Genomic DNA, 23,563 nt, shown 5'->3' with positions numbered 1-23,563 from the left:
AGTTCGCCCCGGGCGCCGCGGCCCGGGCGTACGGCCGTCACACCGTGCCGGGCGCCTCGGCGTGCGGCTCGGAGACGCGCGCCACGATCTCGACGAGCGCCTGCTCCGCGACCGGTGCGGGCAGCACCTCCATGAGGGCCATGAGCGGGGCGAGGCGGTCGGGCAGGACCGAGGCGCGCGGGCTCGGGTCGTCGTCGCCCTCGGGCCCGCCGTCGTCCGCGGCGAGCACCCCGACGAGCGCGCCCCACATCTCGTCGGCGGTGGGGGCGTCTGCCCCCGGTGCGAACCCCCCGGCGAGCGCGGCGAGCACCCCGCTCACATCGGGGCGCCCGGCGCCGCGGACGGCGTCGGCGCCCGCGCCGAGCGCGGCGACGAGGCCGTCGAGCCCGGCCTCGGTGACGGGCGTGACCGTGAGGTGGGTCGTGTGCGGCAGGCGCGTGCCGTCGTCCTGCGCGAGGCCCGGCTGCGGCTGGAGCACCCACCCGAGGGACCGGACGGCGTCGGCCCACAGGTGCGGGTCGACGCGCCGCTCGGGCGGCACGGACTCGTCGGTCGCCACGGCGACGAGCGGCCCGGTGGGGCGGCCGACGACGCGGAGCCCGTCGATCGCGTCCACCGCCGCGCGCAGGGCGTGCGTCGCGCGCACGCACCGCGCGGTGAGGGCCGTGTACCCCGCGGTGCCGAGGGCCTGGCTCACGGCCCACGCGGCGGCGAGCGGCGCGGCGGAGCGCGACCCGGACAAGGTGGGGTTGACGACCGGGTAGCCCGGCCAGCCCCTTGTCGCGAAGAACTGCCGGCGCTGGCGGTCGCGCCCGCGCACGAGCAGGACGGACGCGCCCTTGGGCGCGTAGCCGTACTTGTGCACGTCCGCGGAGATGCTCGTCACGCCCGGTACGGAGAAGTCGAACGGCGGCACCTCCTCGCCCCCGGCCGCGGCCCAGAACGGCAGCACCCAGCCGCCGACGCACGCGTCCACGTGCACGGGCACGCCGCGCGCCGCGGCGGCCTCGGCGACCTCGGCGACCGGGTCGACGACGCCGTGCGGGTACGACGGCGCGGACACGACGACGAGCGCGAGGTCGTCGGCGTCGAGCGCCGCGACGAGGTCGGCGGCGGCGGGCGTCCCCGTCGCCGGGTCGACGGGGACGAGCGTGAGGTCCACGTCGAGGTGCTGCGCGGCCTTGCGGAACGCGGCGTGCACGCTCACGGGGGCCACGACGCGGGGGCGCACGTCCGGGTGCTCGGCGCGGAACGCCTCGCGCGCGATCTTCACCGCGAGCAGGCAGCTCTCCGTCCCGCCGGACGTCACCGAGCCCACGACGGCGTCGGGCCCGTCGGCCGGTCCGTGCAGCATCGTGCGCGCGAACCCGAGGAGCTCGCCCTCCATGACGGCGACCGACGTGAACGTCGTGGGGTCGAGCCCGTTGACCGGCTGGACGGCCCGCGCGGCGGCGGCGGCGAGCTCGTCGAGCTCGGCGAGACCGGGGTCGTAGACGTAGGACAGGACGCGTCCGCCGTGCGTCGGGGCGTCGGCCGCGCGGAGCGCGGCGAGCCGGTCGAGGATCCCGTCGGTGCGCAGCGGCACCTCGTCGGAGGGCCGCGGCAGGGTGCCGGGGGCGGTCGATCCCGCGTCAGTCACGGGCTCGGTCGGTCGGGGCGTGGTCACGCGGCAGCTCCGGTGCTGTGTCGTCGATGTCCCCCCTGCGCAGACCGTATCGCACGAGCGGGACGAGGCTCAGCAGGACGAGCGCGGCGGGCACGACCGAGAAGGAGAGCGCGATCCCGTCCACCGCGGCGGCCGGCTGGGCGACCGTCTCGCCCGCCCGCGTGGACACGTACCCGGTGATCCCCAGGACGAGCGAGAGCACCGCGGCGCCGAGCGCCATGCCCGTCGTCTCGCCCGCCGTCCACACGCCGCCGAAGGCGCCGCCGCGGCCCTCGCCGTGCGTCCGCGCGTCGTGCGCGATGGTGTCGGGGAGCATCGCGAGCGGCAGCGCCTGCATGCCCGCGTACGCGACGCCGGCGAGCGCGGTGGGGACGTAGACCCACGCACCGGGTGCCCACACGAGCGGGACCATCCCGAGCGCGGCGACCGCGAAGAGCACGGTCGCGACGACGAACCCGCGCTCCTTGCCGTCGCGGCGCGCGAGCCGGGTCCACAGCGGCATGCAGAGCAGCGCGGGAGCGACGAGCGCCGCGAAGAGGTAGCTGACGGCCGCCTCGTCGCGCAGCACGTACCGCGCGACGTACGCCGCCCCGGCGAGCATCAGCCCCGTCGCGACGGCCTGGAGCACGAACGCGGCGAGCAGGGTGCGGAACGGGCGCGAGCGGCGCAGGGCGTCGACCGCCTCGCGCACGGCGAGGGTCCAGGCGCGCGACGCCGAGGCCGGCGCCGTCGAGCCCGTGGTGGTGTCGGGTGAGGCGGTGGTCGCCCCGGCCGAGGCGGTGGTCGCGCCGGCCGGGGGAGCGGGCGTGCGAGCGCCGCGCGGTGCGCGCGGGGCGACCCGCGCGGCGACGAGCATCCCGGCGCCGATGACGACGCCCGACACGACGCCCATGACGAGGTACCCCGTCGTGGAGTCCCCGTCCCCGCGCAGCGCCGGTCCGCCCGCGCCGAACAGGAGGATCGCGAACGCGAGCGTCGCGACGCGCCACGTGAGCAGTCGGGTGCGGCCGTCGTACGTGGGATCGAGCTCCGCGGGCAGCGCGATGTACGGCACCTGGAACAGCGAGAACGCCGTCGCGGCGAGCAGGAACGCGACGAGCACCCAGATCGCGGCGGCGGTCGGCCCCGCGGCCGCCGGGACGGCGAACGTCAGCGCGAAGAGGACGGGCAGGGTGAGGGCGCCCAGGGTCATGAAACGACGGCGCGATCCGGTGCGGGCCAGGTCGCGGTCCGACCCGTAGCCGATGAACGGGTCGACGACGACGTCCCACACCTTGGCGCCCGTGACGATGAGCCCGGCGACCGCCGCCGGCACCGCGAGCGCGTCGGTGAGGTACACGAGCAGGACCAGGCCGGGGAGGGTGCCGAACCCGCCGGTGCCGACGGACCCGGCGGCGTAGCCCGCGATCGTGGTGCGCGAGAGCCGGTGCGCGGTGGTGTCGTGCGTCACAGGGGCAGCGTAGAGGGTGCGCGGGCCGGGCCTGCGCGGTCGTGCGCGGGGAATACTCGGGGCAGGGTGTGTGCTCTACGTAGCAGACCCCCAAGCCCCCAGGAGGAACATCCATGGCCACGCAGACGCTCACCGAGTCCACGTTCGAGCAGACGATCAAGGAGAACGACATCGTCCTGGTCGACTTCTGGGCCGACTGGTGCGGACCGTGCAAGATGTTCGCGCCCGTCTTCGAGGCGTCCTCGGAGGAGAACCCGGACGTCGTGCACGGCAAGATCGACACCGAGGCCGAGCGCGGTCTGGCCGCCGCCGCCAACATCACGTCGATCCCGACGCTCATGGCGTTCCGCGAGGGCATCCTCGTGTTCTCCCAGCCCGGCGCGCTCCCGGCCCCGGCGCTCAAGCAGGTCGTCGACGCCGTGAAGGGCCTCGACATGGAGGACGTGCGTCGTCAGATCGCTGAGGCGAGCGACGGCTCCGCGGCGCAGGACGCCTGAGCCTGCACGACACCACGACGGCCCGGCACCCTCCGAGGGTGCCGGGCCGTCGTCGTCGCTGTCGCAGGCCGTCACGCGCGCGGGCGCTGCGTGGCGGGTGTGGAGCCGGTGCCCGTACCGGCAGGGGGCAAGTGGTGCGGGCACCGGCTCTGCCACCACGGTAGACACCGAACTGGACGGTCGTCCAGATGGGATGCGGGTGAATCAGGCGCGCTGCCGCGCCGTCACGACGGGGGACTCCGGCAGGGCCGGGGAGGGTGCGCGAGGCGGGACTCGAACCCGCACGTCCGAGGACACCAGGACCTAAACCTGGCGCGGCTGCCAGTTACGCCACTCGCGCGCGGTGGTCAGTCTACGGCGCGGGCGGCGCGGCCCCGGCGGCCGGTGCGCGTCGCTCGACGCGCACGGGCCAGGACCGCGCCGCCCGGGTGCGCTACTTCGGGTCGATGCCGAGGTCGCGACGGAGCTTCGCGACGTGCCCCGTGGCCTTGACGTTGTACTGCGCGAGCTCGACCTTGCCCTCCGGGTCGACGACGACCGTCGAGCGGATGACGCCCACGACCGTCTTGCCGTAGAGCTTCTTCTCGCCCCACGCGCCGTACGCCTCGAGGACGGACCTGTCCTCGTCCGACACGAGCGGGAAGGTCAGGTGCTCGGCCTCGACGAACGCGGCGATCTTGTCGACCGGGTCGGGGGAGACGCCGACGACCGAGTACCCCGCGCCCTGGAGCGAGGCGAGGTTGTCGCGGAAGTCGCAGGCCTCCGTCGTGCAGCCGGGCGTGCCGGCGGCGGGGTAGAAGTAGACGACGACGTGCTTGCCGCGCAGGTCGGAGAGCGTGACGGTGCTGCCGTCGGCGGCGGGCAGGGAGAAGTCGGGAGCGGTGTCGCCGACGGTGAGGCGCGTGGACATGGATCTCCTTCGGTCCGGCCAAGGTGTGGTTCGAGCGTAGGTGAGGGTGGGCGGCACCGGTAGCGTTGTCGCTGTGAGCAAGACGACGTCCGCCCCCGCCACCGCCTCGGTCCGCCCGTCGCCGTCCCGGACGGCGGCGCGCGACCTCCCGATCCGGATGCTGCACGACCGCCTGCTCGTCGACCCGGAGGTCGACGCGAGCGAGCGGCAGAGCTCGGCGGGGCTCGTCATCCCCGCGACGGCCGTGGGCCCGAAGCGGCTCGCGTGGGCCGTCGTCGTCGCGGCCGGTGAGCACGTGCGACAGGTCGCGGTGGGGGACCGCGTGCTGTTCGACCCGGACGAGCGCGCCGAGGTCGAGCTCGGCGGCAAGGACCTCGTGCTGCTGCGCGAGCGTGACGTGCACGCCGTCTCGCAGGAGGTCGAGGAGGACGGCCCGACGGGGCTGTACCTCTAGGCGAGGCCGCTGCGGGGCCCGCCGGGCCGTGTCGCCGACGTCACACGAGGGCGGGCGGAACGGATTTTCCCGGCGCGCCCGCGGCTGCTAGTGTTTTCTCTCGCGCGCCATTAGCTCAATTGGCAGAGCAGCTGACTCTTAATCAGCGGGTTCGGGGTTCGAGTCCCTGATGGCGCACCACCACCGATCGGGCCGTCCGCATGGCGGGCGGCCCGAGCCGTGCCGGTCGAGAGCCGGCGCGGCGGGCGGGCCCGGTCTCTTCACGGAGATCGGCGGTCCTGGCCGCTGGTAGTGTTCCCTCTCGCGCGCCATTAGCTCAATTGGCAGAGCAGCTGACTCTTAATCAGCGGGTTCGGGGTTCGAGTCCCTGATGGCGCACCCCTCCTGACCAGGCCGTCCACCCTCGTGGTGGGCGGCCTTCGTCGTCCGCCGCCCAGGCGATCCGCGCTCTCGCTCCGCTCGCGCCGGTCGCCCGCCGCAACCGTCGCCGTCCGTTTCGCCGGAGTTCGCCCGGCACCGACCTCGTGTTCACCCCCGCCGGGAAGGGTCCGGTGCGGGCGTCGTCGCCGCTCGGCAGCGTCGCCCGTCGACCCGTTCGCCACGGAAGGGAACCACGATGGACACGTCCGTGCCCACGCACAGGACTTCGCGACGCACCGAGAGACGCACCGCGAGACCCACCGAGAGACGGACCGACGGCGGGGCGCGGCGCCGCGCCGCGGTCGCCGGGGCGCTCGGGGCGGTGCTGGTCGCCGGCCTGCTCGCGCCCGGCACCGCCGCCGCGACCGCCCCGGGTGCCTCCCCGACCCTCGACCGGACGGCCGCCCGGTCCACCGGGGCCGCCCCGGAGACGCGGCCGGTGCTGAGCCCGACGACCGGCACGTTCCTCGACGGCACGGTGCGCGTCGCGGCCGACCCGGTCCGCGCGGGCGACGCCGTCACGACGCTCGCGGTCGACGGCACCGCCCTCGACGCCTCGGCGACGCCCGCGACGGCGCGCCTGCTGTTCGACGTCGGCAGCAACTCGATCGAGAAGCGGTACGGCAGCCACGTGCTCGTCAACGGCGAGCGCCTCGAGCTCGACCGGGACATGGTGTCCGAGCGCGTCGCGCTCGACGTGCCCGCGCAGTGGCTCGTGCCGGGCGAGAACCGGGTGCGGTTCGTCGTCGGCGCGGTCACGACGTCGTGCGGCACGAACTACGACGACTACGACCTCACGGACGTGTCGCTCGAGCTCCTGGGCGAGACCGCCGACGGCTCCGCCAACAGCTTCTCCTACGCGTTCGGCGACGGCTCGTGCGGCACGAACGCGTCGCGCGTCCTCTCCGCGGACCTCACGTTCGACCTCGACCAGGACCCGGCCGCGACGACCGGCCTCGCCGCGGAGCTCGACACCACGACGCTCGAGAACGGCGCCCACACGCTCACCGCGACGACCGCGTCGGGCGCGACCGCGACGAGCGCGGTCACCGTGAACAACGGCGCCCCGGGGGCGCCCGTGATCCTCCCTGCGGACGGCGCGCTGCTGCACGGCCCGCAGACCGTGCTCGCCACACCGCCCGCCGGGGGCGAGTCGCCCGTCGGCATCGAGCTGGACGGCGCCCCGCTGACCACCGTCGCGACGCTCGGCACCGGCTCGTCCCGGTTCGTCTTCTCCGTGGGCTCGAACTCGATCGAGGCCCGCTACACCAACCACCTGCTCGTCAACGGGCAGCGCATCGACCTCGTGGACCGCGACTACGTGAGCGAGACGGTGCGGATCGACGTCCCGAACGCCTTCCTCTCCCCGGGCCGCAACGTCGTGCGGTTCGTCACGGGCACCTACCCGACGGCGTGCGGCGACAACCGCGACGACTTCGCGATCTCCGGGATCGCGCTCGACGTGACCGTCGGCACGGCGACCGGCGTGGGCATCGCGCCGTCGTACTCGATGGGCGACGGCGACTGCGGCACGAGCACGACGAAGCCGCGCGAGGTCGACCTCGCGTTCGACGTGACGCGCGACGCCGACGCGCCTGCGACCGGCCTGCGGGCCGACGTCGACACGACGACGCTCGCCGACGGCGAGCACACGATCACGGCGGCGACCGCCGCGGGTGCGGCCGCGCGCCGGACGGTGACCACCGACAACACCGGTCCCGCGGTCGTGTCCAGCACGCCGGCGGCGGGCGCGGAGCTCGCGAGCGCGACGAGCCTCGCGGTCGAGCTCGCGGACGCGTCCGGCGTCCTGTCCGGCCCCGACGTCACGCTCGACGGCGAGCCGCTCGAGCTCGGCGCGCCCGTCGGGCCGGGGCTCGCCCCGGGTGCGCACACGCTCGTCGTCACCGCGACCGACGTGCTCGGGAACGCGAGCACGCACGAGATCGCGTTCACGAGCCTCGGCGTGCCCGACGTCCCGACCGACCTCGCGCCCGCGCACGGCACGCGCGACGTCGCGGGGAGCGTCGACCTGTCCGCGCGCGTCGCGGCGCCCGGCGGCGGCGACGTCACCGCGACGTTCTCCCGCGCCGACGTCACCGCCCCCGCGCTCGTCGCCCAGGGGGAGTCGGCCGAGGTCCCGACGACGCTCCCGGTCGAGGGCGAGCAGCCCGCCGCGGCGGACGCGCTCGCCCCGGGCGACGACCTGACGCTCGACTCGCCCCAGAGCCGCGACGTCACCTACCAGCGCTTCGAGCTGCCCGCCGAGGGCTCGACCGCCGGCCAGGTCGTGCGCTGGGAGGGCGTCGTCGACCCGCAGCGGCTCGCGACGCTGCACGTGTGGGACGGGGAGCGGTGGGAGCCGCTCGCGTCCGCGCGCGGCGCGGTCGAGGGCACGACGTCGCTGAGCACCGTGCTCGGCGAGGATGCTGCGACCGACGGGACCGTGCACGTGCTCGTGACGGGCACCGACCCCTTCGCGGACGACATCGCGGCAGGTGGGTCGCGCGACGAGACCGACTTCGCGCCCCGCGAGGACTACGACTTCTCGCTGGTCCACCTCACCGACACGCAGTACCTCACCGAGGGCGCGGTCGAGCAGGAGACGGCCGAGGAGCGCGCCGTGTGGGCGCAGGCCTACACGGACCTCACGCAGTGGGTCGTGGACAACGCCGAGGCGCGCGGGATCGCGTACGTGGGCCACACGGGCGACGTGAACGAGAACTACACGCGCCTGCCCGCCGACGACGCGATGGCCGCCCAGATCCGGGGCGAGTACGCGTTCTCCTCGTCCGCGCAGCAGGTCCTCGACGACGCAAACATCCCCAACGGGGTCCTCGCCGGCAACCACGACAACCTCACGGGCCAGGACAACGGTCCCGGGGCGCTGTTCAACGAGTTCTACGGCCCCGAGCGCTACGAGGCCCTGTCCGCGGGGTGGGAGAACGCCTCCTACGGTGGCCCGTGGCGCGAGGGCGACAACCAGAACCACTACGACCTGTTCAGCGCGGGCGGGCTCGACTTCGTCGCCGTCTACCTGTCGTACGGGGTGACGGACGAGGAGGCCGCGTGGGCGGACGGCGTCCTCAAGCAGTTCCCCGACCGCAACGCGGTCGTGCTCACGCACGACTACCTCGTGCCGAGCTCGAACCCCGACGGTCGTGACTCCGAGATCTCGACGCCCGACGGCCGCCTCGTGCACGCCAAGGTCGTCGAGCCCAACCCGAACGTCTTCCTCGTCCTCGCGGGGCACCGGCACGGCGTGGGCATCAACGTGCGCCAGGACGTCGGCACGCCGGGCAGCGGCGTCGTCGAGCTGCTGGCCGACTACCAGTTCTACGAGGTCACGGCCGAGGAGGCGGGCCTCACCGAGATCGGCGGCTACGCGCCCGACGAGGGCCTGCGGCTCGGCGCGAGCTTCCTGCGCCTGCTCCAGTTCGACGTCGACCGCTCCGAGATGATCGTCGACACCTACTCGCCGTGGCTCGAGAACTTCGGCGCCACCGAGTACGACGACGAGCAGCGCTACGACGGCCGCGAGGACGACTTCACCGTGCCCGTCGACCTCACCTCGCGCGTCACGAGCCTGGCGACCGACGCCGTCTCGCTCTACGCGCCGGGCGAGGAGGTCGGCAGCGTCACGGTGCCGTCGGGCGAGGTCGCGACCGTCACGTGGGACGGGCTCGAGCCGGGCGCCGCGCACGCGTGGACCGTCACGGCCACCAGCGCGGGCGGCGGCACCGCCGTCTCGCCGGTGAGCACGTTCACCACGGCGCCCGCCGAGGACGGCCTCGTCGTCGAGACGACGGCGCGCACGCAGTGCCTCGCCGGCACGGCCTACGTCGCCGTCCGGGCCCGCAACGCGGACACCGTCCCGATGGACGTCACGCTCAGCACGCCGTTCGGCGAGCGCACCGTCACGGGCGTGCGGCCCGGCGCGTCGGCGTACCAGGCGTTCTCCGTCCGGGCGGCCGACGTCGCGGTGGGCACCGCGCACGTCGCCGCGAGCGGGGACGGCCGGTCGTTCGCCGCCGACGTCGCGTACGACGCGCTGGCGTGCGGCTGACGTGCGCTGACCGGCCGGCGTCGCGCCCCTGACGCGGTGCCGACGGCACGACGGCGGCCCCCGGACCGGACGGTCCGGGGGCCGCTGCGTCGCCCGCCCGGTCCGCCGGGGGAGCGGGACGGTCAGACGGCGGCCCACCCGCCGTCGCTGTGCAGGACGGCGCCCGAGACGTTGGCCGAGTCGTCCGACAGGAGCCACGTGATCGCCGCGGCCAGCTCCTCGGCGCTCGCGGCCGGCGGGACGGTCGTCGCCATGACCGGGCCGAGCCGCTCGCCCGCGTACTGCGAGCGGAAGGGCGCCTCGATGCTCGTCGCGACGGCCCCGGGGGCGACGACGTTCGCCCGCACGCCCCGGGGCGTGTAGAAGAACGCCGTGCTCTTCGTGAAGCCGACGATCGCGTGCTTCGACGTCGCGTACGCGGTGCCCGACGCCGACGCGCGCGAGCCCGCCTCCGAGCCGACGTTGACGATCGAGCCCTTCCCCGCCTCGAGCATGAGGGGCAGGACCGCACGCGTGAGGCGCATGACCGCGGTGACGTTGACGGTCATGACGAGGTCCCACGTCGCGTCGTCGAGCTCGGCGGTCGGCAGGAAGCCGTCCATGATGCCGGCGACGTTGGCGAGGGCGTCCACCCGGCCGCCCGCGGCGGCGACCACCGCGTCGACCGTGGTCTGCGCGCTCACGTCGCCCGCCACGGTGACGAGCGCGTCCGTGCCGACGTCGGCGACGAGCTTGTCGAGGCGGTCCTCCCGCACGTCGGTGGCGACGACGCGCGCGCCCTCCGCGAGCAGCCGCTCGACCGTCGCGCGGCCGATGCCGGCGCCCGCGCCGGTGACGATCGCCGTGCGGCCCTCGAACCTGCCCGGGACGTGGTTGCTGACCATGACGGCTCCTTCCGTCCGCGCCGGCACTGCCGTCGACCGGCGTCTGCTCCCATCCCAGCGCCCGCGCGCCCGGGCGCGCGAGAGCCCATCGTCCTCGCCCGGACGCCGGTGGTCCCGAGCCTGCGCCCGGGGGTAGGGTCGGCCTCGTGACGCACCCGTCCGTGACCCCCTGGTGGCCGGCCGCCTGACGGCCGGTGACCTCATCCGGCCGTGCCCCGACGACGTGGGCGGCCTCGGTGAACCCGGTGCGCGCGTCGTCGGCCCAGCGGCCGTCCCCCTGAGCTGGAGCCGAGCATGACGACACCGCAGACCCCGCCGACGGCCCCGCCCGTCCGGTCCCTCGAGCCGACGGGCGCCGAGGTGCCCTCGACCGTCCCGACGCACTGGTACAACCTCGCGGCCGACCTCCCCGAGCCGGTGCCCCCGCACCTGCACCCGGGCACGCGCGAGCCCCTCACGCCCGACGACCTCGCGCCGCTGTTCCCGCTCGCGCTCGTGCAGCAGGAGGTGACGACGGAGCGCTACGTCGAGATCCCGCAGACGATCCGCGAGATCTACGCCCTGTGGCGGCCGTCCCCGCTCGTGCGCGCGCGGCGCCTCGAGCGGGCCCTGGGCACCCCGGCCCGGATCTACTACAAGTACGAGGGCGTGAGCCCGGTCGGCTCGCACAAGCCGAACACCGCCGTCGCGCAGGCGTACTACAACGCGCTCGAGGGCACCACGAGGCTGACGACCGAGACGGGCGCGGGCCAGTGGGGCGCGTCGCTGTCGTTCGCGGGCGCGCTGCTCGGGCTCGAGGTCGAGGTGTGGCAGGTGCGCGCGTCGTACGACTCCAAGCCGTACCGGCGCGCGCAGATGGAGGTCTACGGCGGGATCTGCCACCCGTCGCCGTCGGACCTCACGGAGGCGGGCCGCGCGATGCTCGCCGCGGACCCGGAGACGACCGGCTCCCTGGGCATGGCGATCAGCGAGGCCGTCGAGACGGCCGCGAAGGACCCCGCGGCGCACTACGCGCTGGGCAGCGTGCTCAACCACGTGATGCTGCACCAGAGCGTCATCGGCCAGGAGGCGCTCGTCCAGCTCGACGAGGCGGGCGAGGGCGCGCCGGACGTGGTGTTCGGCTGCGCGGGCGGCGGGTCGAACCTCGCGGGCCTGACGTTCCCGTTCCTCGGCCGCAACCTGCGCGAGGGCACGACGACGCGGCTCGTCGCGTGCGAGCCGGCCGCGTGCCCGTCGCTCACGCAGGGCGAGTACCGCTACGACTTCGGGGACGTCGCGGGCCTCACGCCGCTGCTCAAGATGCACACGCTCGGCAAGGACTTCGTCCCGCCGGCGATCCACGCGGGCGGCCTGCGGTACCACGGCATGTCGCCGATGGTGTCGCACGCGGTGCACCTCGGGCTCATGGACGCCGTCGCCGTCGACCAGGACGAGGCGTTCACGGCCGGGACGCTGTTCGCGCGCAGCGAGGGCATCATCCCCGCGCCGGAGTCGACGCACGCCGTGGCGGCGGCGGTCGCGCACGCGCGCGCGGCGACGGAGCCCGAGGTGATCGTCCTCGGGCTGTCGGGCAACGGCGTGCTCGACCTGCCCGCGTACGCGGCGTACGTCTGACGGGCCGGGCGCCTCGCGCGGCACGACCCCCGCGCGAGGCGCCCGTACCCTGGTGCGGTGCCCGAACCGACCCCCGAGACCCTCGACGAGCCCGTGACCGGCGCCCCCTCCGCGACCCCGGGGAGCGGCGACGCCCGCCCGCGCTACCGCACCCAGCCTGTGTCCTTCGTGCGGCGCAGCGGCCGCCTCGCGCCGCGCCAGCAGCGCGCGTGGGACGCGTACCGGGACCGCTACGTCGTCGACGTGCCGCGCGCCGTCGCGCGGACGTCCGTGGACCCGGACCACGTGCTCGACGTCGCGGCCACCTTCGGGCGCGACGCGCGCCTCGTCGTGGAGATCGGCTCGGGCCAGGGCGAGGCCGTCGTCGCGGCCGCCGAGCGCGAGCCGGGCACGGACTTCCTCGCCGTCGAGGTCTACGCGCCCGGGCTGGCCCAGACGGTGCTGCGCGCGTCGCAGCGCGACCTGACGAACGTGCGGCTCGTCCAGGCGAACGCGGCCGAGGTCCTCGCGACCACCCTGCCCGCGGGGAGCGTCGACGAGCTCTGGGTGTTCTTCCCCGACCCCTGGCACAAGTCCCGCCACCACAAGCGCCGTCTCGTGACGCCGTCGTTCGCGGCGCTCGCCGAGCGCGTCCTGCGCGCGCCGGGGGAGGGCGACGACGGCCGCCCCGGCGGGACGCTGCGGCTCGCGACCGACTGGGCCGAGTACGCGGAGCAGATGCTCGAGGTGCTGGACGCCGCGCCGGGGCTGCGCAACGTGCACGGCCCGGGGAACGTCGCGCCGCGCTTCGAGGGCCGGGTGCTCACGGGGTTCGAGCGCAAGGGCGAGGCCGCGGGGCGCGTCATCACGGACCTCGAGTACGTGCGCGTCTGACCCGCGGCACGGCCTCGCGACCGGCCGCGCGCGGTCCTTGCGGACAACAGTGATCTACGGCACATTGTGCCGGGGGTGGAAGGTCGCCCCGGGCACGCAGCGTCGCGTGCGGTCGCGTCGACAGGCGACCGTCCGCGGGGCGTGCGGGCTCTCTGTCTGTCCACGGAATGAGCCAACGGAGGCGTCATGACCGACGTGACGGCCGCCCCCGGACCGGGGCCCGCCGAAGAGACCGACTACCAGCGGGTGCAACGCTCGCCCGAGTTCCAGGACCTGCGCCGACGCTTCCGGAGCTTCGTGTTCCCGATGACCGCGCTGTTCCTCGTGTGGTACTTCGTCTACGTGCTGCTGGCGAACTACGCGCACGACCTCATGAGCGTCCGCGTGTGGGGGAACGTCACCGTCGGGCTGCTCCTCGGGCTCGGCCAGTTCGTGTCCACGTTCGCGATCACCATGATCTACGCGCGCTGGGCCAACAAGCGCTTCGACGCCCAGGCGGACGAGCTCCGCCGGGAGATCGAGGAGGACGAGCTGTGAGCGCGCACCTCCTGGCCGCCGAGGCCACGGACGTCGGGAACCCCGTCGTCAACGTCGCGATCTTCGCCGTGTTCGTCGCCGTGACCCTCGTCATCGTGCTGCGCGCGTCCCGGCAGAACAAGTCCGCCGCGGACTACTACGCGGGCGGACGGTCGTTCACCGGGCCGCAGAACGGGACCGCCATCGCGGGCGACTACCTGTCCGCCGCGAGCTTCCTCGGGATCTGCGGCGCCATCGCGATCAACGGCTACGACGGGTTCCTCTACTCGATCGGCTTCCTCGTCGCGTGGCTCGTCGCGCTGCTGCTCGTCGCCGAGCTCCTGCGCAACACCGGCAAGTTCACGATGGCCGACGTGCTGTCCTTCCGGCTCAAGCAGCGGCCCGTGCGCATGGCGGCCGCGCTCGCGACCCTCGCCGTCGTGTTCTTCTACCTGCTCGCGCAGATGGCCGGGGCCGGCGGGCTCGTGGCGCTGCTGCTCGGCGTCGACTCCACGGCGGGCCAGAGCGTCGTCGTCGCGGTCGTCGGCGCGCTGATGATCCTCTACGTGCTGGTCGGCGGGATGAAGGGCACCACCTGGGTCCAGATCATCAAGGCCGTGCTGCTCATCGCGGGCGCCGCCGTCATGACCGTGTGGGTCCTCGCGAAGTTCGGCTTCAACCTGTCCGACCTGCTCCAGGGCGCGATCGACAAGGCGGGCCCGGGCGGCGAGGCGCTCATCGAGCCCGGCAAGCAGTACGGCGCCACCGGCACCACGAAGCTCGACTTCCTGTCGCTCGCCCTGGCGCTCGTGCTCGGCACCGCCGGCCTGCCGCACGTCCTCATGCGCTTCTACACCGTGCCCTCCGCCAAGGAGGCCCGCCGGTCGGTCGTGTGGGCGATCTGGCTCATCGGCATCTTCTACCTGTTCACCCTCGTGCTCGGGTACGGGGCGGGCGCGCTCGTGGGGCCGGAGACGATCAGCGCCGCACCAGGGGGCGTGAACTCCGCGGCACCCCTGCTCGCGTTCGCGCTCGGCGGCGAGATCCTCCTCGGCTTCATCTCCGCCGTCGCGTTCGCGACCATCCTCGCCGTCGTCGCCGGTCTCACCATCACCGCGGCGGCGAGCTTCGCGCACGACATCTACGCCAACGTCATCAAGCGCGGCGAGGTCAAGCCCGACGGCGAGGTCAAGGTCGCGCGCATCACCGTCGTCGTCATCGGGATCCTCGCGATCCTCGGCGGCATCTTCGCGCAGGGCCAGAACGTCGCGTTCCTCGTGGCGCTCGCGTTCGCCGTCGCGGCGAGCGCGAACCTCCCGACGATCCTCTACTCGCTGTTCTGGAAGCGGTTCAACACCGCGGGCGCGCTGTGGAGCATGTACGGCGGCCTGATCTCGTGCGTCGTGCTCATCGCGTTCTCGCCCGTCGTGTCCGGGAAGGTCGACCCGGTGACGGGCGCGAGCCTGTCGATGATCAAGAACACGGACATCGACTTCGCGATCTTCCCCCTGAGCAACCCCGGGATCGTGTCGATCCCGCTCGCGTTCCTCCTCGGGATCGTCGGGACGCTCCTCAGCAGGGAGAAGCCGCACCCCGAGAAGTTCGCCGAGATGGAGGTGCGCTCGCTCACCGGGGCGGGCGCCGAGAAGGCGACGGTGCACTAGCGCGACGGCGACCCCCGCCAAGCGTGCAGGACGCCCCCGACCCCGACCGGGGGCGTCCGCGCGCGCGGCAATTCCGTCGCGCGGCGCGCCGACGACGCCGTACGGTCGCGCCGTGACCTCCGCTACGCCAGCCCCCGCCGCCCCGGGCGTGGAGACGCCGGTCCTCGTCGTCACCGGGGCGATGGCCTCGGGGAAGTCCACGGTGGCCGACGCGCTCGCCCGCACGTTCCCGCTCGCCGCGCACGTGCGCGGGGACCAGTTCCGGCGGTTCGTGGTCAGCGGCCAGGCGTCGACGGCACCGCCCCTGTCCGCCGCGGCCCGGGCCCAGCTCGACCTGCGGCAGGCGCTCGCGGCGCAGGTTGCCGACACGTACGCGGCCGCGGGCGTCACGGCCGTGGTCCAGGACATCCTGCTCGGCCCCGACCTCGCGCGGTTCACGGCGCGCGTGCGCACCCGGCCGTGCTACGCCGTCGTGCTGACGCCGGACGCCGCGACGCTCGCCGCGCGCGACGCCGGCCGACACAAGCAGGCGTACGGCGCCTGGACCCCGGAGGAGTTCGCCGCCGCGGCCCGCTCGACGCCCGGCGGGCTGCACGTCGACACGACCCGGTGGACCGTCGCGCAGACCGTCCGGCACGTGCTCGACCGGCTCGACGAGGCCCGCGTCGCCTGACCCGCGGCCGCACCGCCGGGCGGCGACCGGGCCGTCGGGCGAGGATGGGCCCATGACGTCCGACGCGCAGCCCGAGACCACCCCTGACGAGACGTACGACGTGATCGTGATCGGCGGCGGGCCCGTCGGCGAGAACGCCGCCGACCGCGCGTCGCGCACAGGCCTGAGCGTGGCGCTCGTCGAGGCCGAGCTCGTGGGCGGCGAGTGCTCGTACTGGGCGTGCATGCCGTCCAAGACTCTCCTGCGCCCGGGGGCCGTGCGGGCCGAGGCGCGGGGCGTCCCGGGCGTCACCGTGGGGGACGACCTCGACGTCGCCGCCGTCCTCGCGCGCCGCGACCAGATGGTCTCCGACTGGGACGACTCCGGCCAGGTCTCCTGGGTCGAGGGCGCAGGGCTCACGCTCGTGCGCGGGCTCGGGCGGATCGTCGGCCCGCGGCTCGTGGAGGTCGTCGCCGAGGAGCCCGACGCCGACCCGGACGACCTGCCGCGCACCCGCCGGCTCGCGGCCCGCCGCGCGGTGATCGTGGCGACCGGCAGCGTGCCCGTCCTGCCCGACGTCCCCGGGCTGGCGGACGCGAACCCGTGGACGAGCCGCGAGGCGACCGCGGTCGAGGACGTGCCCGAGTCGCTCGCGATCGTCGGCGGGGGAGTGGTCGCCACCGAGATGGCGGTCGCGTTCGCCGACCTCGGGGCGCGCGTGACCGTGCTCTCGCGCGGCGGCCTGCTCGGGCGGACCGAGCCGTGGGCGGGCGAGGCGGTCGCCGCGTCGCTGCGGGAGCTGGGGGTCGACGTGCGGCTCGGCGTGGCGACGGAGTCCGTCGAGCCCCTGCCCGACGGCGGCGTCCGGCTCGTCCTCGCGGCCGCCGGTCCCGCGGACGGCGAGGACGCGCCGGACCTGTCGCCCGTCACCGCCGAGCGCGTGCTCGTCGCGACGGGCCGCGTGCCGCGCACCCAGGACCTCGGCGTCGACTCCGTCGGGCTCGCGCCCGGCCGCGCGCTGGAGGTCGACGACACGATGCTCGTCCAGGGTCTCGGGGGGGAGGCCGGCACCGGGTGGCTCTACGCGGCGGGCGACGTCACCGGTCGCGTCGCGACGACCCACCAGGGCAAGTACCAGGGCCGCGTCGCGGGCGACGTCGTCGCCGCGCGCTTCGGCGACCCCGACGCCGACGGCGCCCCCACCGCGGGCGAGCGGCCGCCCGCCGTCGGCTCGCGGCCCGAGCCGTGGTCGCGGTTCGCCGCGACGGCCGACGCCGTGGCCTCGCCCCAGGTCGTGTTCACCCGTCCCGAGGTGGCGGCCGTCGGGCACACCGAGGCGTCCGCGCGCGACGCGGGCCTCGACGTGCGCGTCGTGCGCTACGACCTCGCGAACGTCGCCGGCTCCTCGGTGCGCTCCACCGACTACGCGGGCAGCGCGCAGCTCGTCGTCGACGCCGCGCGCGAGGTCGTCGTCGGCGCCACGTTCGTCGGCCCGGACGCGGCCGAGATGCTGCACGCCGCGACGATCGCCGTCGTGGGCGAGGTGCCGCTGCGCCGGCTGTGGCACGCCGTGCCGTCGTACCCGACCGTGAGCGAGGTCTGGCTGCGGCTGCTCGAGGAGTACGGGCTGTAGCCCGCGTCGCGCCCCGGTAGCACCCGGGCAGCGCCCCGGGAGCGCCCGGGAGCGCCCCGTGGCGACCCCGCGGCGCCGGGCCGTTGGGGTTTCCCCTACCCCTGGCCGTGGCGGCCTGCCGGGCCGCCGAAGACTGGGGACCGTTGCGGCGGCGAGTCGTCGAGACGGAGCAACCTCCGGTGGCGAGCACCCTCGCGGGACGCGCAACGCGACGCAGAAGGGGAACGCTCACCATGAACACGAAGACCAAGGGAATCGTCGCCGGCGTCGCCGGGGGCGCGCTGCTCCTCGGCGCGGGCGGCACGTTCGCGCTGTGGCACGACGACGCCGGGGTCGCGGGCGGGGAGATCCGCAGCGGCTTCCTCGACGTCGAGGCCCAGGAGGCCCGCTGGTTCGACGTCTCGCCCGACCGGCCCGACGCGACCGACCTCGCGGCAGAGGTCGGTCCGGGACTGCGGTGGGACGTCGGCTGGCTCGGCGAGGAGCGGACCGTGTGGAGCGGCGTCCCGACCGAGTTCCAGCGGCTCGACACCGACGGCGCAGGGGCCGGCACGGACGCCGTCGTCGGTCACGTCATCGACGACCTCGGGACGTGGCAGGCCGTGCCCGGCGACTACCTGCTGGGCCAGACGCGCGTGACCGCCAAGACCGAGGGCGACAACATGCGCGCGCACCTCGCCGTCCACGGCGCCGGCGCGCAGAGCGGCGATCTCGCGCAGGGTCTCGGCATCAAGTACGTCGTCGCCGACGTCGACGGCACCGTCCTCGGGCAGGCGCGCGACGTGGGCGAGCCCTTCGACCTGGAGTTCGAGGGGTCGGGTGGCCAGGAGCTGCAGGTCTTCGTCGTCGCGGCCTTCCCGCACGAGATCCAGGCCCAGGACCTCATGACCACCCAGGCGTACCTGGACGGTCTCCACGTGACGCTCGACCAGGTCCGCTGACCGCACGCCCGCGTCCCGACGCGGTCCCGGACCGGCTCTGCGCCGGTCCGGGCCGGTCGGGGAGCGAGCACGACCCGGAAGGAGCGCCTCATGAGGTGCGCAACCGGTCTGGGTGCCGCCGCGCTCGCGGCCGCACTGCTCGTCACGGGTGGCGCCCCCGGGACCACGCACGCGCTGTGGCGCGACGAGGCTCCCACCGCGGGCGCGACCGTCTCGTCGGGCCTCCTCGACGTGGAGCTCGCGGCGCAGGGAGACCTTGCGCCGCTGGTGATGGTCCCGGGCACGGAGGCCACGGCGGACTACCGGCTCACGACGACCCTGGGCGGCGACAACCTCGACGCGCGGCTGGGCCTCGGCGTCCCCACGTGGCGCGACGCCCCGCTGCTCGACGCGCTCGACGTCTCCGTCGAGCTGCGGCGGGACGGCGCGCTCGTGGGCACGGGCACCCTCGGCCCGCAGGGGCGGGTGCTGTTCGGCGGCTCGCCGGACGTCCCCGTCGAGCTCGCTGCCGGCGCGACGACGTTCGACGTGACGCTCGTCGTGACCATGCCGTTCGACGAGAACCTCGACGGGCTGGGGCCCGACGCGTCGGACCCCCGGCTGCCCGACGGCGAGCTGGTCGCCGACCTCTGGCAGGTTCGCCCGGGCGACGAGGGCCACGACGACGGCCGGCTGTGGGACGACACGCAGGCCGTGCCGGCCCCGGCGGTGTCCGTCGCCCGGATGGTCGAGACCCGCTCCGAGGTCACGGATCCGGGGGTTGCCGAGTCCGGCTCGGTGACCGCACCTCTTCCGTCAGCCCCCGCGGACGCGCAGCCGACGCCGGACGGGTCGGCCACCGAGTCGCCCGACGACGACTCGCTCGACACGGGCTCGCTGCCCGGCACCGGTTCGCCGTCCGACACCGGGTCGTCCGACACCGAGTCGCCTGATGACGCGGCACCGGTCGACGAGGAACCCGTGGGCGACACGCAGACCGGTGCCGGGCAGGTGCCGGCCGCACCCGAGGCCGACCAGGCCGCCGGGACCGCCGACGGCCAGCCCGCCGTGACGGCCGACGACCCGCCGTGGGCCGCCGGGCTCCTCACGCTGCTGGCGGACGCCGGGATCGACCCGGCGACGCTCGACCTCGACGCGCCGCTGCCGACCTCGGTCGAGCAGTGGGCCGCGGACCGCGCGGTCCCGACCACCGACGTGGTCGACTCGCTAAGGGAGCGGCAGCCGTGAGCGCCGCGACGCGTGCCGCCGCACGGGCGACCGGCCCCGCGGGCACCGGGGCGGCCCCGGACCCGACACCCCGGCGCGGCCCGGTCTCGCGGGTGGTGTCGGTCGTGCTCGGCGTCGTCATGGTGGCGCTGATCGCGCTCGCCGCGGCGGTCGTCGTCGTCCCGCGCGTGCTCGGCGCGACGCCGCTCACCGTGCTCAGCGGCTCCATGGAACCGGCGCTCTCGCCGGGGGACGTCGTCGTGGTGCGGCCCGTCGACCCGGACGAGCTGCGGACGGGCGACGTCGTCACCGTGCAGCCCGTCTCGGGCGACCCGACGCTCGTGACCCACCGCGTCGTGCAGGTCGACCGTGACGGCGCGGACGCCACCGGCCTCATCACGCGCGGCGACGCGAACGGCGCTGCCGACGCTCCGCTCGTGCCGGACCAGGTCATGGGCCGCGTCGCCTACTCCGTGCCCCTCGTGGGCCACGCGACGAACGTGTCGTGGGGCCCCACCGCGGTGACCGTCCTCGCGGTCGCCCTTCTCGTCTACGCCGCGGTGGCGCTCGTGCGCCCCGGCCGCGGCCGTCCCACCGACCCGCCGCGCGAGCAGGAGGTCCCGACATGACCACCCACCGGTTCTTCGCCCCGGCACGCCGTCTCGGCCTCGCGGGCGCCACCGCCGTCGTCGCCGCCGCGCTCGTCGTGCCCACCACGGGCGCACCGGCCGCGGCAGCAGCCACCGTGACGAGCACCGCGACGAGCGCTTCCGTGACGAGCGCTTCCGCGACGACCGCCTCCGCGACGACCGTCGCGGGGCGGGCGACCGTCGCGCGGCCGACCGAGGCGGGGACGCCCGTCGTCCCCGGGAGCGACGTCGACGGCACCCCTCTGGTCGCCGTGACGCCCACGTCGACCGCGACGCAGGCCCTGCGGGTCGACGGCGCGGGCCTCGGCGAGGTCCGGGTCGTCCCCGGCGACGCGGGCAGCGCGCTGCTGCGCGTGCGCAACGACGGTCCAACCGCGGGCACCCTCACGGTGAGCATCGTCGACGCCGAGGCGCTGCGGAGGACCGACGACGACAGCTGGACGCCCGACGCGTTCTACGACGACCTCACCGTCAACGGCGTCCCGGCGTCGCAGCTCGAGGGGCGGCGCACCCGGATCCAGGAGGTCCCGCTCGCACGCGGCGCCACGGTCGACGTGCCGCTGACCTACGAGTTCCCTCTCGAGGCGACGACCGGCAACACGGCCGCCGTCGGGGAGCGCCGGTTCTCCTTCGACCTCCTGCTCGTGATCGCGGGGGACACGCCGGACGGCACCGGCACGACGCTCGACCCGACCGACCCGACCTCGGCCGACCCGACCCCTGCCGACCCGACCCCGGCCGCCGTCCCCGGGACGACCGGCCGCGGGGGCACGGGCACGACCGCGACGGTCGAGCGGGTCGCGGGTCCGCTGACCCGGACCGGCGGCGTCCTCGCCCCGGACCGGCGCCCGTGGCTGCTCCTCGCCGGTGCGACGCTCGTCGTCGTCGCGGGGTCCGCCGCCCGGGCGCTGCGCCGTCCGGCACCGACCCGCCGGGCCGGGGGATGAGCCGGGCGGTGCGGGCGCTGCTCGGGGCGGTCGTCGTGCTCGCGCTCGCCGGGGCCGCGGTGCTCACGGCGACGGTCCTCGGCGGCGGCGACCGGTGCGACGCGGCGCTCCGCGACCTCGACGGGCGGTGCGTCGTGCTCGACGCGCCGCCGTCGGCCGCCGCCGCCGATCTGCGACCCACCGGGGGCCGGTTCGAGGCGCCCGCCCAGGGCCTCGACGTGCCGCTCACCGCGATGCCCGGCGCGCGTGCCGTGCTCGACCCGCCGACGTTCACCGAGGCGTTCGTGCTCGCCGACCCGGACCGTTCGTCCGCCTCGGGGGTGCGGCCGCTCGTCGTCGCGATGCACGCCGTGCGCGACGGCCGCGCGCCCGGGAACGCGTTCTTCGAGCCGGGCGCGCCCGACCCGGCCGTGACGGTCGCCCCCGGCGACCCGCTGCGCGTGGACGGGGTCGCGTACGTCGTCGAGCGCACGGAGGTCCTCACCAAGGACGCGGCGGCCGCCTCCCCGGAGATCTGGGGCCGCCTCCCCGACGGCGAGCGGCGCCTCGTCGTGCTCACGTGCCTGCAGCGGGCGGGGGCGACCGGGGCCGCACGGGAGAACGTCGTGGTCCACGCGGTGCGCCGCTGAACGGGTGACGTGCGCGGGCCTCTGTCAGCATGAGGACGTGGTGCGGGACGCGGATCGTGCCGAGCGCCGCGCCGTCGCGCTGATCGCGATGGCCGGCGTGGTGCTCATCGCTGCCGTCCCGGCGATCGAGCTCGTGCTGTGGGCCATCGAGGACTTCGGTCCCGTCGCCCCCGGCGGCGAGCCGATGCTCGCCGGGGCCGAGCTGCAGCGCGTCGCCTCCGTCGCCCTCGTGCTCGTCCTCGCGGTCGCCGCGGCGAGCGCGGTCGCGGCCGCCGCCCTCGTGCGGCTGCACGTCCTCGCGTGGCCGCTGCGGCGGCAGATCGCCCTCGTGCTCGGGCTGAGCCTCGGCATCGGCGCCGTGCGCGCGGGCGCGCTGTACCTCACGCTCCCGCGCGGTGCGCCGGGACCGTTCGTCGCCGCGCAGGTCACCCTCGGCACCCTCGAGGCCTGCTTCGCCATCTCCGTCGCGCTCTTCTACGTCGGCTCGCGGCGTCGCATCCGCGCGGAGGAGCGCCGACGCCTCGTGGAGACGCAGCGCGCCGAGCGCGCGCGGCTGGAGGCCGAGGAGGAGGAGCTGCGCGTCCGGCGGGACGTGTCGCGCCAGCTCCACGGCGGGCTCCAGCAGCGCCTCGTCCTCGCGATCCGCGAGGTCGACGCGATCCGCGACGACCTCGAGCACGGCGGCCAGGAGCAGGCCGCCCACTCGCTCGAGGCGGTGTCCGAGCGGCTCGACCGCCTCCGCGAGTCGGAGGTCCGCGCGGTGGCGCACTCCCTCTACCCCCTCGCGGGCGACTTCTCGCTGTCGACGGCGTTGCTCCTGCTCGCGGACCGGCTGCCGCCCTCCGTGCGCATGGACGTCCGGTACGAGGGCGTGGCCGACGCCGTGCTCGCCGGGTACTCCTTGCCGCCCGCCGACCGGGTCCTGCTGTTCTCGATCGTCGAGGAGGGCGTCAACAACGCGATGCTGCACGGCCGGGCCGACGCGGTGAGCGTCGTCCTGCGCGGCGAGCCCCTCACGGAGCGCCGGAGCCTCGCGCACGTCGTGGTGGACGACGACGGCTCCGGCCTCGCGGGCGAGCCGCACCTCTCGGGCGTCGCCCGCCTCCAGGCGCGCGTCCGCGGTCGGGGCGGGGACCTCGTGCTGGGCCCCTCGCCGATGGGCGGGGCCCGGCTCGCCGCGCGGATCCCCGTCCTCAGCCCCGTGGCCGAGGCCGAGGAGCGGGCGTGAGCACCGCCCGCCGTCTGCGCGTGGCCGTCGTCGAGGACGAGGCGATGGTGCGGGGGCTGGTCCTGGCGCTCCTGCGCGCGCAGCCCGGCATGGAGGTCGTGGCCGACGCCGCCGGCCAGACCGCGGCGCTCGCCGCCATCGCGCCGGGCGAGGTCGACGTCGCGGTCCTCGACATCGAGCTCGAGGACGGTAACGGGATCGCCCTGGGCCGGGCGCTCCAGGAGCGCGACCCGCGCCTGCGGATCCTGCTCGTGTCGAGCCACAACCTGCTCGCCCTCGTGCGCTCGATCAGCGCGAGCGCACCGACGCCGTGGAGCTACCTGTCCAAGCGGTCCTCGGCACAACCGGGTCAGCTCGTCCGCGCGCTCGGTGACGTCGCGAAGGGCCGGGTCGTCATCGACCCCGCGCTCGTGCGGCGCTCGGTGCCGCGGACCGACACGCTCCTCGCGGGGCTGTCCGTCGCGCAGTTCCGTGTGCTCCAGCTCGTGGCCGAGGGCCGCGCGAACGGCGCCGTCGCGGCAGAGCTGGGGATCACGCCCAAGGCCGTCGAGGCGCAGCTCACCGTGATCTACCGGCTGCTCGACCTGCCGGCCGGCGCCAACCACCGCGTGGCCGCGGTGCTCGAGTTCCTCCGCCAGTCGGTGCGCCCGGAGCCCTGAGCGCCGC

General features: G+C 75.4%; 20 protein-coding genes and 3 tRNA genes. 18 read left to right on the top strand and 5 right to left on the bottom strand.

The window, feature by feature from the left end; all coding sequences use genetic code 11:
• Nucleotides 1–37: 37 nt before the first annotated feature.
• Nucleotides 38–1,666: an aspartate aminotransferase family protein gene (locus B9L22_RS18450; protein WP_369824875.1), complete on the bottom strand. Its 1,629-nt coding sequence runs from the start codon at nt 1,664–1,666 to the stop codon at nt 38–40.
• Nucleotides 1,632–3,116 (bottom strand): MFS transporter, encoded by a 1,485-nt coding sequence (locus tag B9L22_RS18445; RefSeq protein ID WP_086151453.1) that lies wholly within the window; start codon nt 3,114–3,116, stop codon nt 1,632–1,634. The genes B9L22_RS18450 and B9L22_RS18445 overlap by 35 nt, the downstream gene beginning before the upstream one ends.
• 113 nt (nt 3,117–3,229) lie before the next feature.
• Between B9L22_RS18445 and trxA the strand changes: the two genes are divergently transcribed.
• The gene (gene trxA / locus B9L22_RS18440) at nt 3,230–3,613 is read left to right on the top strand and encodes a thioredoxin (protein ID WP_086151452.1); all 384 of its coding nucleotides are present in this window, start codon (nt 3,230–3,232) and stop codon (nt 3,611–3,613) included.
• A gap of 258 nt (nt 3,614–3,871) precedes the next feature.
• Here trxA and B9L22_RS18435 read toward each other — a convergent pair.
• Both B9L22_RS18435 and bcp read right to left on the bottom strand, forming a co-directional pair.
• A tRNA-Leu gene (locus tag B9L22_RS18435) sits at nt 3,872–3,953 on the bottom strand.
• Nucleotides 3,954–4,046: 93 nt separating this feature from the next.
• A complete protein-coding gene (gene bcp, locus B9L22_RS18430; protein WP_021482400.1) occupies nt 4,047–4,523 on the bottom strand; it encodes a thioredoxin-dependent thiol peroxidase in 477 nt (158 codons plus the stop codon).
• Between the two features lie 73 nt (nt 4,524–4,596).
• On the opposite strand from bcp, the gene B9L22_RS18425 reads away from it, so the two are divergent.
• The 4 genes from B9L22_RS18425 (at nt 4,597) to B9L22_RS18410 (ending at nt 9,460) form a co-directional block, all read left to right on the top strand.
• Nucleotides 4,597–4,977 (top strand): co-chaperone GroES, encoded by a 381-nt coding sequence (locus B9L22_RS18425; protein WP_369824874.1) that lies wholly within the window; start codon nt 4,597–4,599, stop codon nt 4,975–4,977.
• Nucleotides 4,978–5,081: 104 nt separating this feature from the next.
• Nucleotides 5,082–5,157 (top strand) — tRNA-Lys (locus tag B9L22_RS18420).
• Nucleotides 5,158–5,282: 125 nt separating this feature from the next.
• Nucleotides 5,283–5,355 (top strand) — tRNA-Lys (locus tag B9L22_RS18415).
• Between the two features lie 364 nt (nt 5,356–5,719).
• Nucleotides 5,720–9,460, top strand: coding sequence for a metallophosphoesterase (locus B9L22_RS18410; protein WP_143317386.1), 3,741 nt, complete (start codon nt 5,720–5,722; stop codon nt 9,458–9,460).
• 122 nt (nt 9,461–9,582) lie between these two features.
• Here the strand turns inward: B9L22_RS18410 and B9L22_RS18405 are convergent, their stop codons facing one another.
• The gene (locus B9L22_RS18405; protein ID WP_024842147.1) at nt 9,583–10,344 is read right to left on the bottom strand and encodes an SDR family NAD(P)-dependent oxidoreductase; all 762 of its coding nucleotides are present in this window, start codon (nt 10,342–10,344) and stop codon (nt 9,583–9,585) included.
• Nucleotides 10,345–10,638: 294 nt separating this feature from the next.
• Between B9L22_RS18405 and B9L22_RS18400 the strand changes: the two genes are divergently transcribed.
• The 13 genes from B9L22_RS18400 (at nt 10,639) to B9L22_RS18340 (ending at nt 23,556) form a co-directional block, all read left to right on the top strand.
• Nucleotides 10,639–11,958 carry a TrpB-like pyridoxal phosphate-dependent enzyme gene (locus B9L22_RS18400; protein ID WP_086151450.1) on the top strand — a complete coding sequence of 440 codons (1,320 nt, stop codon included), beginning with the start codon at nt 10,639–10,641 and terminating at the stop codon, nt 11,956–11,958.
• Nucleotides 11,959–12,015: 57 nt separating this feature from the next.
• Nucleotides 12,016–12,831 carry a tRNA (guanosine(46)-N7)-methyltransferase TrmB gene (gene trmB / locus B9L22_RS18395; protein ID WP_369824873.1) on the top strand — a complete coding sequence of 272 codons (816 nt, stop codon included), beginning with the start codon at nt 12,016–12,018 and terminating at the stop codon, nt 12,829–12,831.
• A gap of 186 nt (nt 12,832–13,017) precedes the next feature.
• The gene (locus tag B9L22_RS18390) at nt 13,018–13,368 is read left to right on the top strand and encodes a DUF485 domain-containing protein (protein ID WP_170982087.1); all 351 of its coding nucleotides are present in this window, start codon (nt 13,018–13,020) and stop codon (nt 13,366–13,368) included.
• The gene (locus B9L22_RS18385) at nt 13,365–15,011 is read left to right on the top strand and encodes a cation acetate symporter (RefSeq protein WP_086151449.1); all 1,647 of its coding nucleotides are present in this window, start codon (nt 13,365–13,367) and stop codon (nt 15,009–15,011) included. The genes B9L22_RS18390 and B9L22_RS18385 overlap by 4 nt, the downstream gene beginning before the upstream one ends.
• Before the next feature lie 112 nt (nt 15,012–15,123).
• Nucleotides 15,124–15,684: an AAA family ATPase gene (locus tag B9L22_RS18380; protein WP_233140228.1), complete on the top strand. Its 561-nt coding sequence runs from the start codon at nt 15,124–15,126 to the stop codon at nt 15,682–15,684.
• 52 nt (nt 15,685–15,736) lie between these two features.
• A complete protein-coding gene (locus tag B9L22_RS18375) occupies nt 15,737–17,296 on the top strand; it encodes an NAD(P)/FAD-dependent oxidoreductase (RefSeq protein WP_086151447.1) in 1,560 nt (519 codons plus the stop codon).
• 233 nt (nt 17,297–17,529) lie between these two features.
• Nucleotides 17,530–18,237, top strand: a complete 708-nt coding sequence (locus tag B9L22_RS20315) for a SipW-dependent-type signal peptide-containing protein (RefSeq protein WP_086151446.1) — start codon at nt 17,530–17,532, stop codon at nt 18,235–18,237.
• Nucleotides 18,238–18,327: 90 nt separating this feature from the next.
• A complete protein-coding gene (locus B9L22_RS18365; RefSeq protein WP_086151445.1) occupies nt 18,328–19,464 on the top strand; it encodes a hypothetical protein in 1,137 nt (378 codons plus the stop codon).
• Nucleotides 19,461–20,072 carry a signal peptidase I gene (locus tag B9L22_RS18360; protein WP_086151444.1) on the top strand — a complete coding sequence of 204 codons (612 nt, stop codon included), beginning with the start codon at nt 19,461–19,463 and terminating at the stop codon, nt 20,070–20,072. The genes B9L22_RS18365 and B9L22_RS18360 overlap by 4 nt, the downstream gene beginning before the upstream one ends.
• Nucleotides 20,069–21,040 (top strand): hypothetical protein, encoded by a 972-nt coding sequence (locus B9L22_RS18355; RefSeq protein WP_086151443.1) that lies wholly within the window; start codon nt 20,069–20,071, stop codon nt 21,038–21,040. Before B9L22_RS18360 ends, B9L22_RS18355 begins: the two co-directional genes overlap by 4 nt.
• Nucleotides 21,041–21,048: 8 nt before the next feature.
• Entirely contained in the window at nt 21,049–21,669 is a 621-nt protein-coding gene (locus tag B9L22_RS18350) for a hypothetical protein (RefSeq protein WP_143317384.1), read from the top strand.
• A gap of 37 nt (nt 21,670–21,706) precedes the next feature.
• Nucleotides 21,707–22,897, top strand: coding sequence for a sensor histidine kinase (locus B9L22_RS19830; protein WP_143317382.1), 1,191 nt, complete (start codon nt 21,707–21,709; stop codon nt 22,895–22,897).
• Nucleotides 22,894–23,556 (top strand): response regulator transcription factor, encoded by a 663-nt coding sequence (locus B9L22_RS18340; RefSeq protein WP_086151441.1) that lies wholly within the window; start codon nt 22,894–22,896, stop codon nt 23,554–23,556. The genes B9L22_RS19830 and B9L22_RS18340 overlap by 4 nt, the downstream gene beginning before the upstream one ends.
• The last annotated feature ends 7 nt before the right edge of the window (nt 23,557–23,563 follow it).

Source organism: Cellulosimicrobium sp. KWT-B, assembly GCF_002127155.1.
Taxonomy (GTDB): Bacteria; Actinomycetota; Actinomycetes; order Actinomycetales; family Cellulomonadaceae; genus Cellulosimicrobium; species Cellulosimicrobium funkei.
This window is presented reverse-complemented; position numbering and strand designations above follow the sequence as displayed.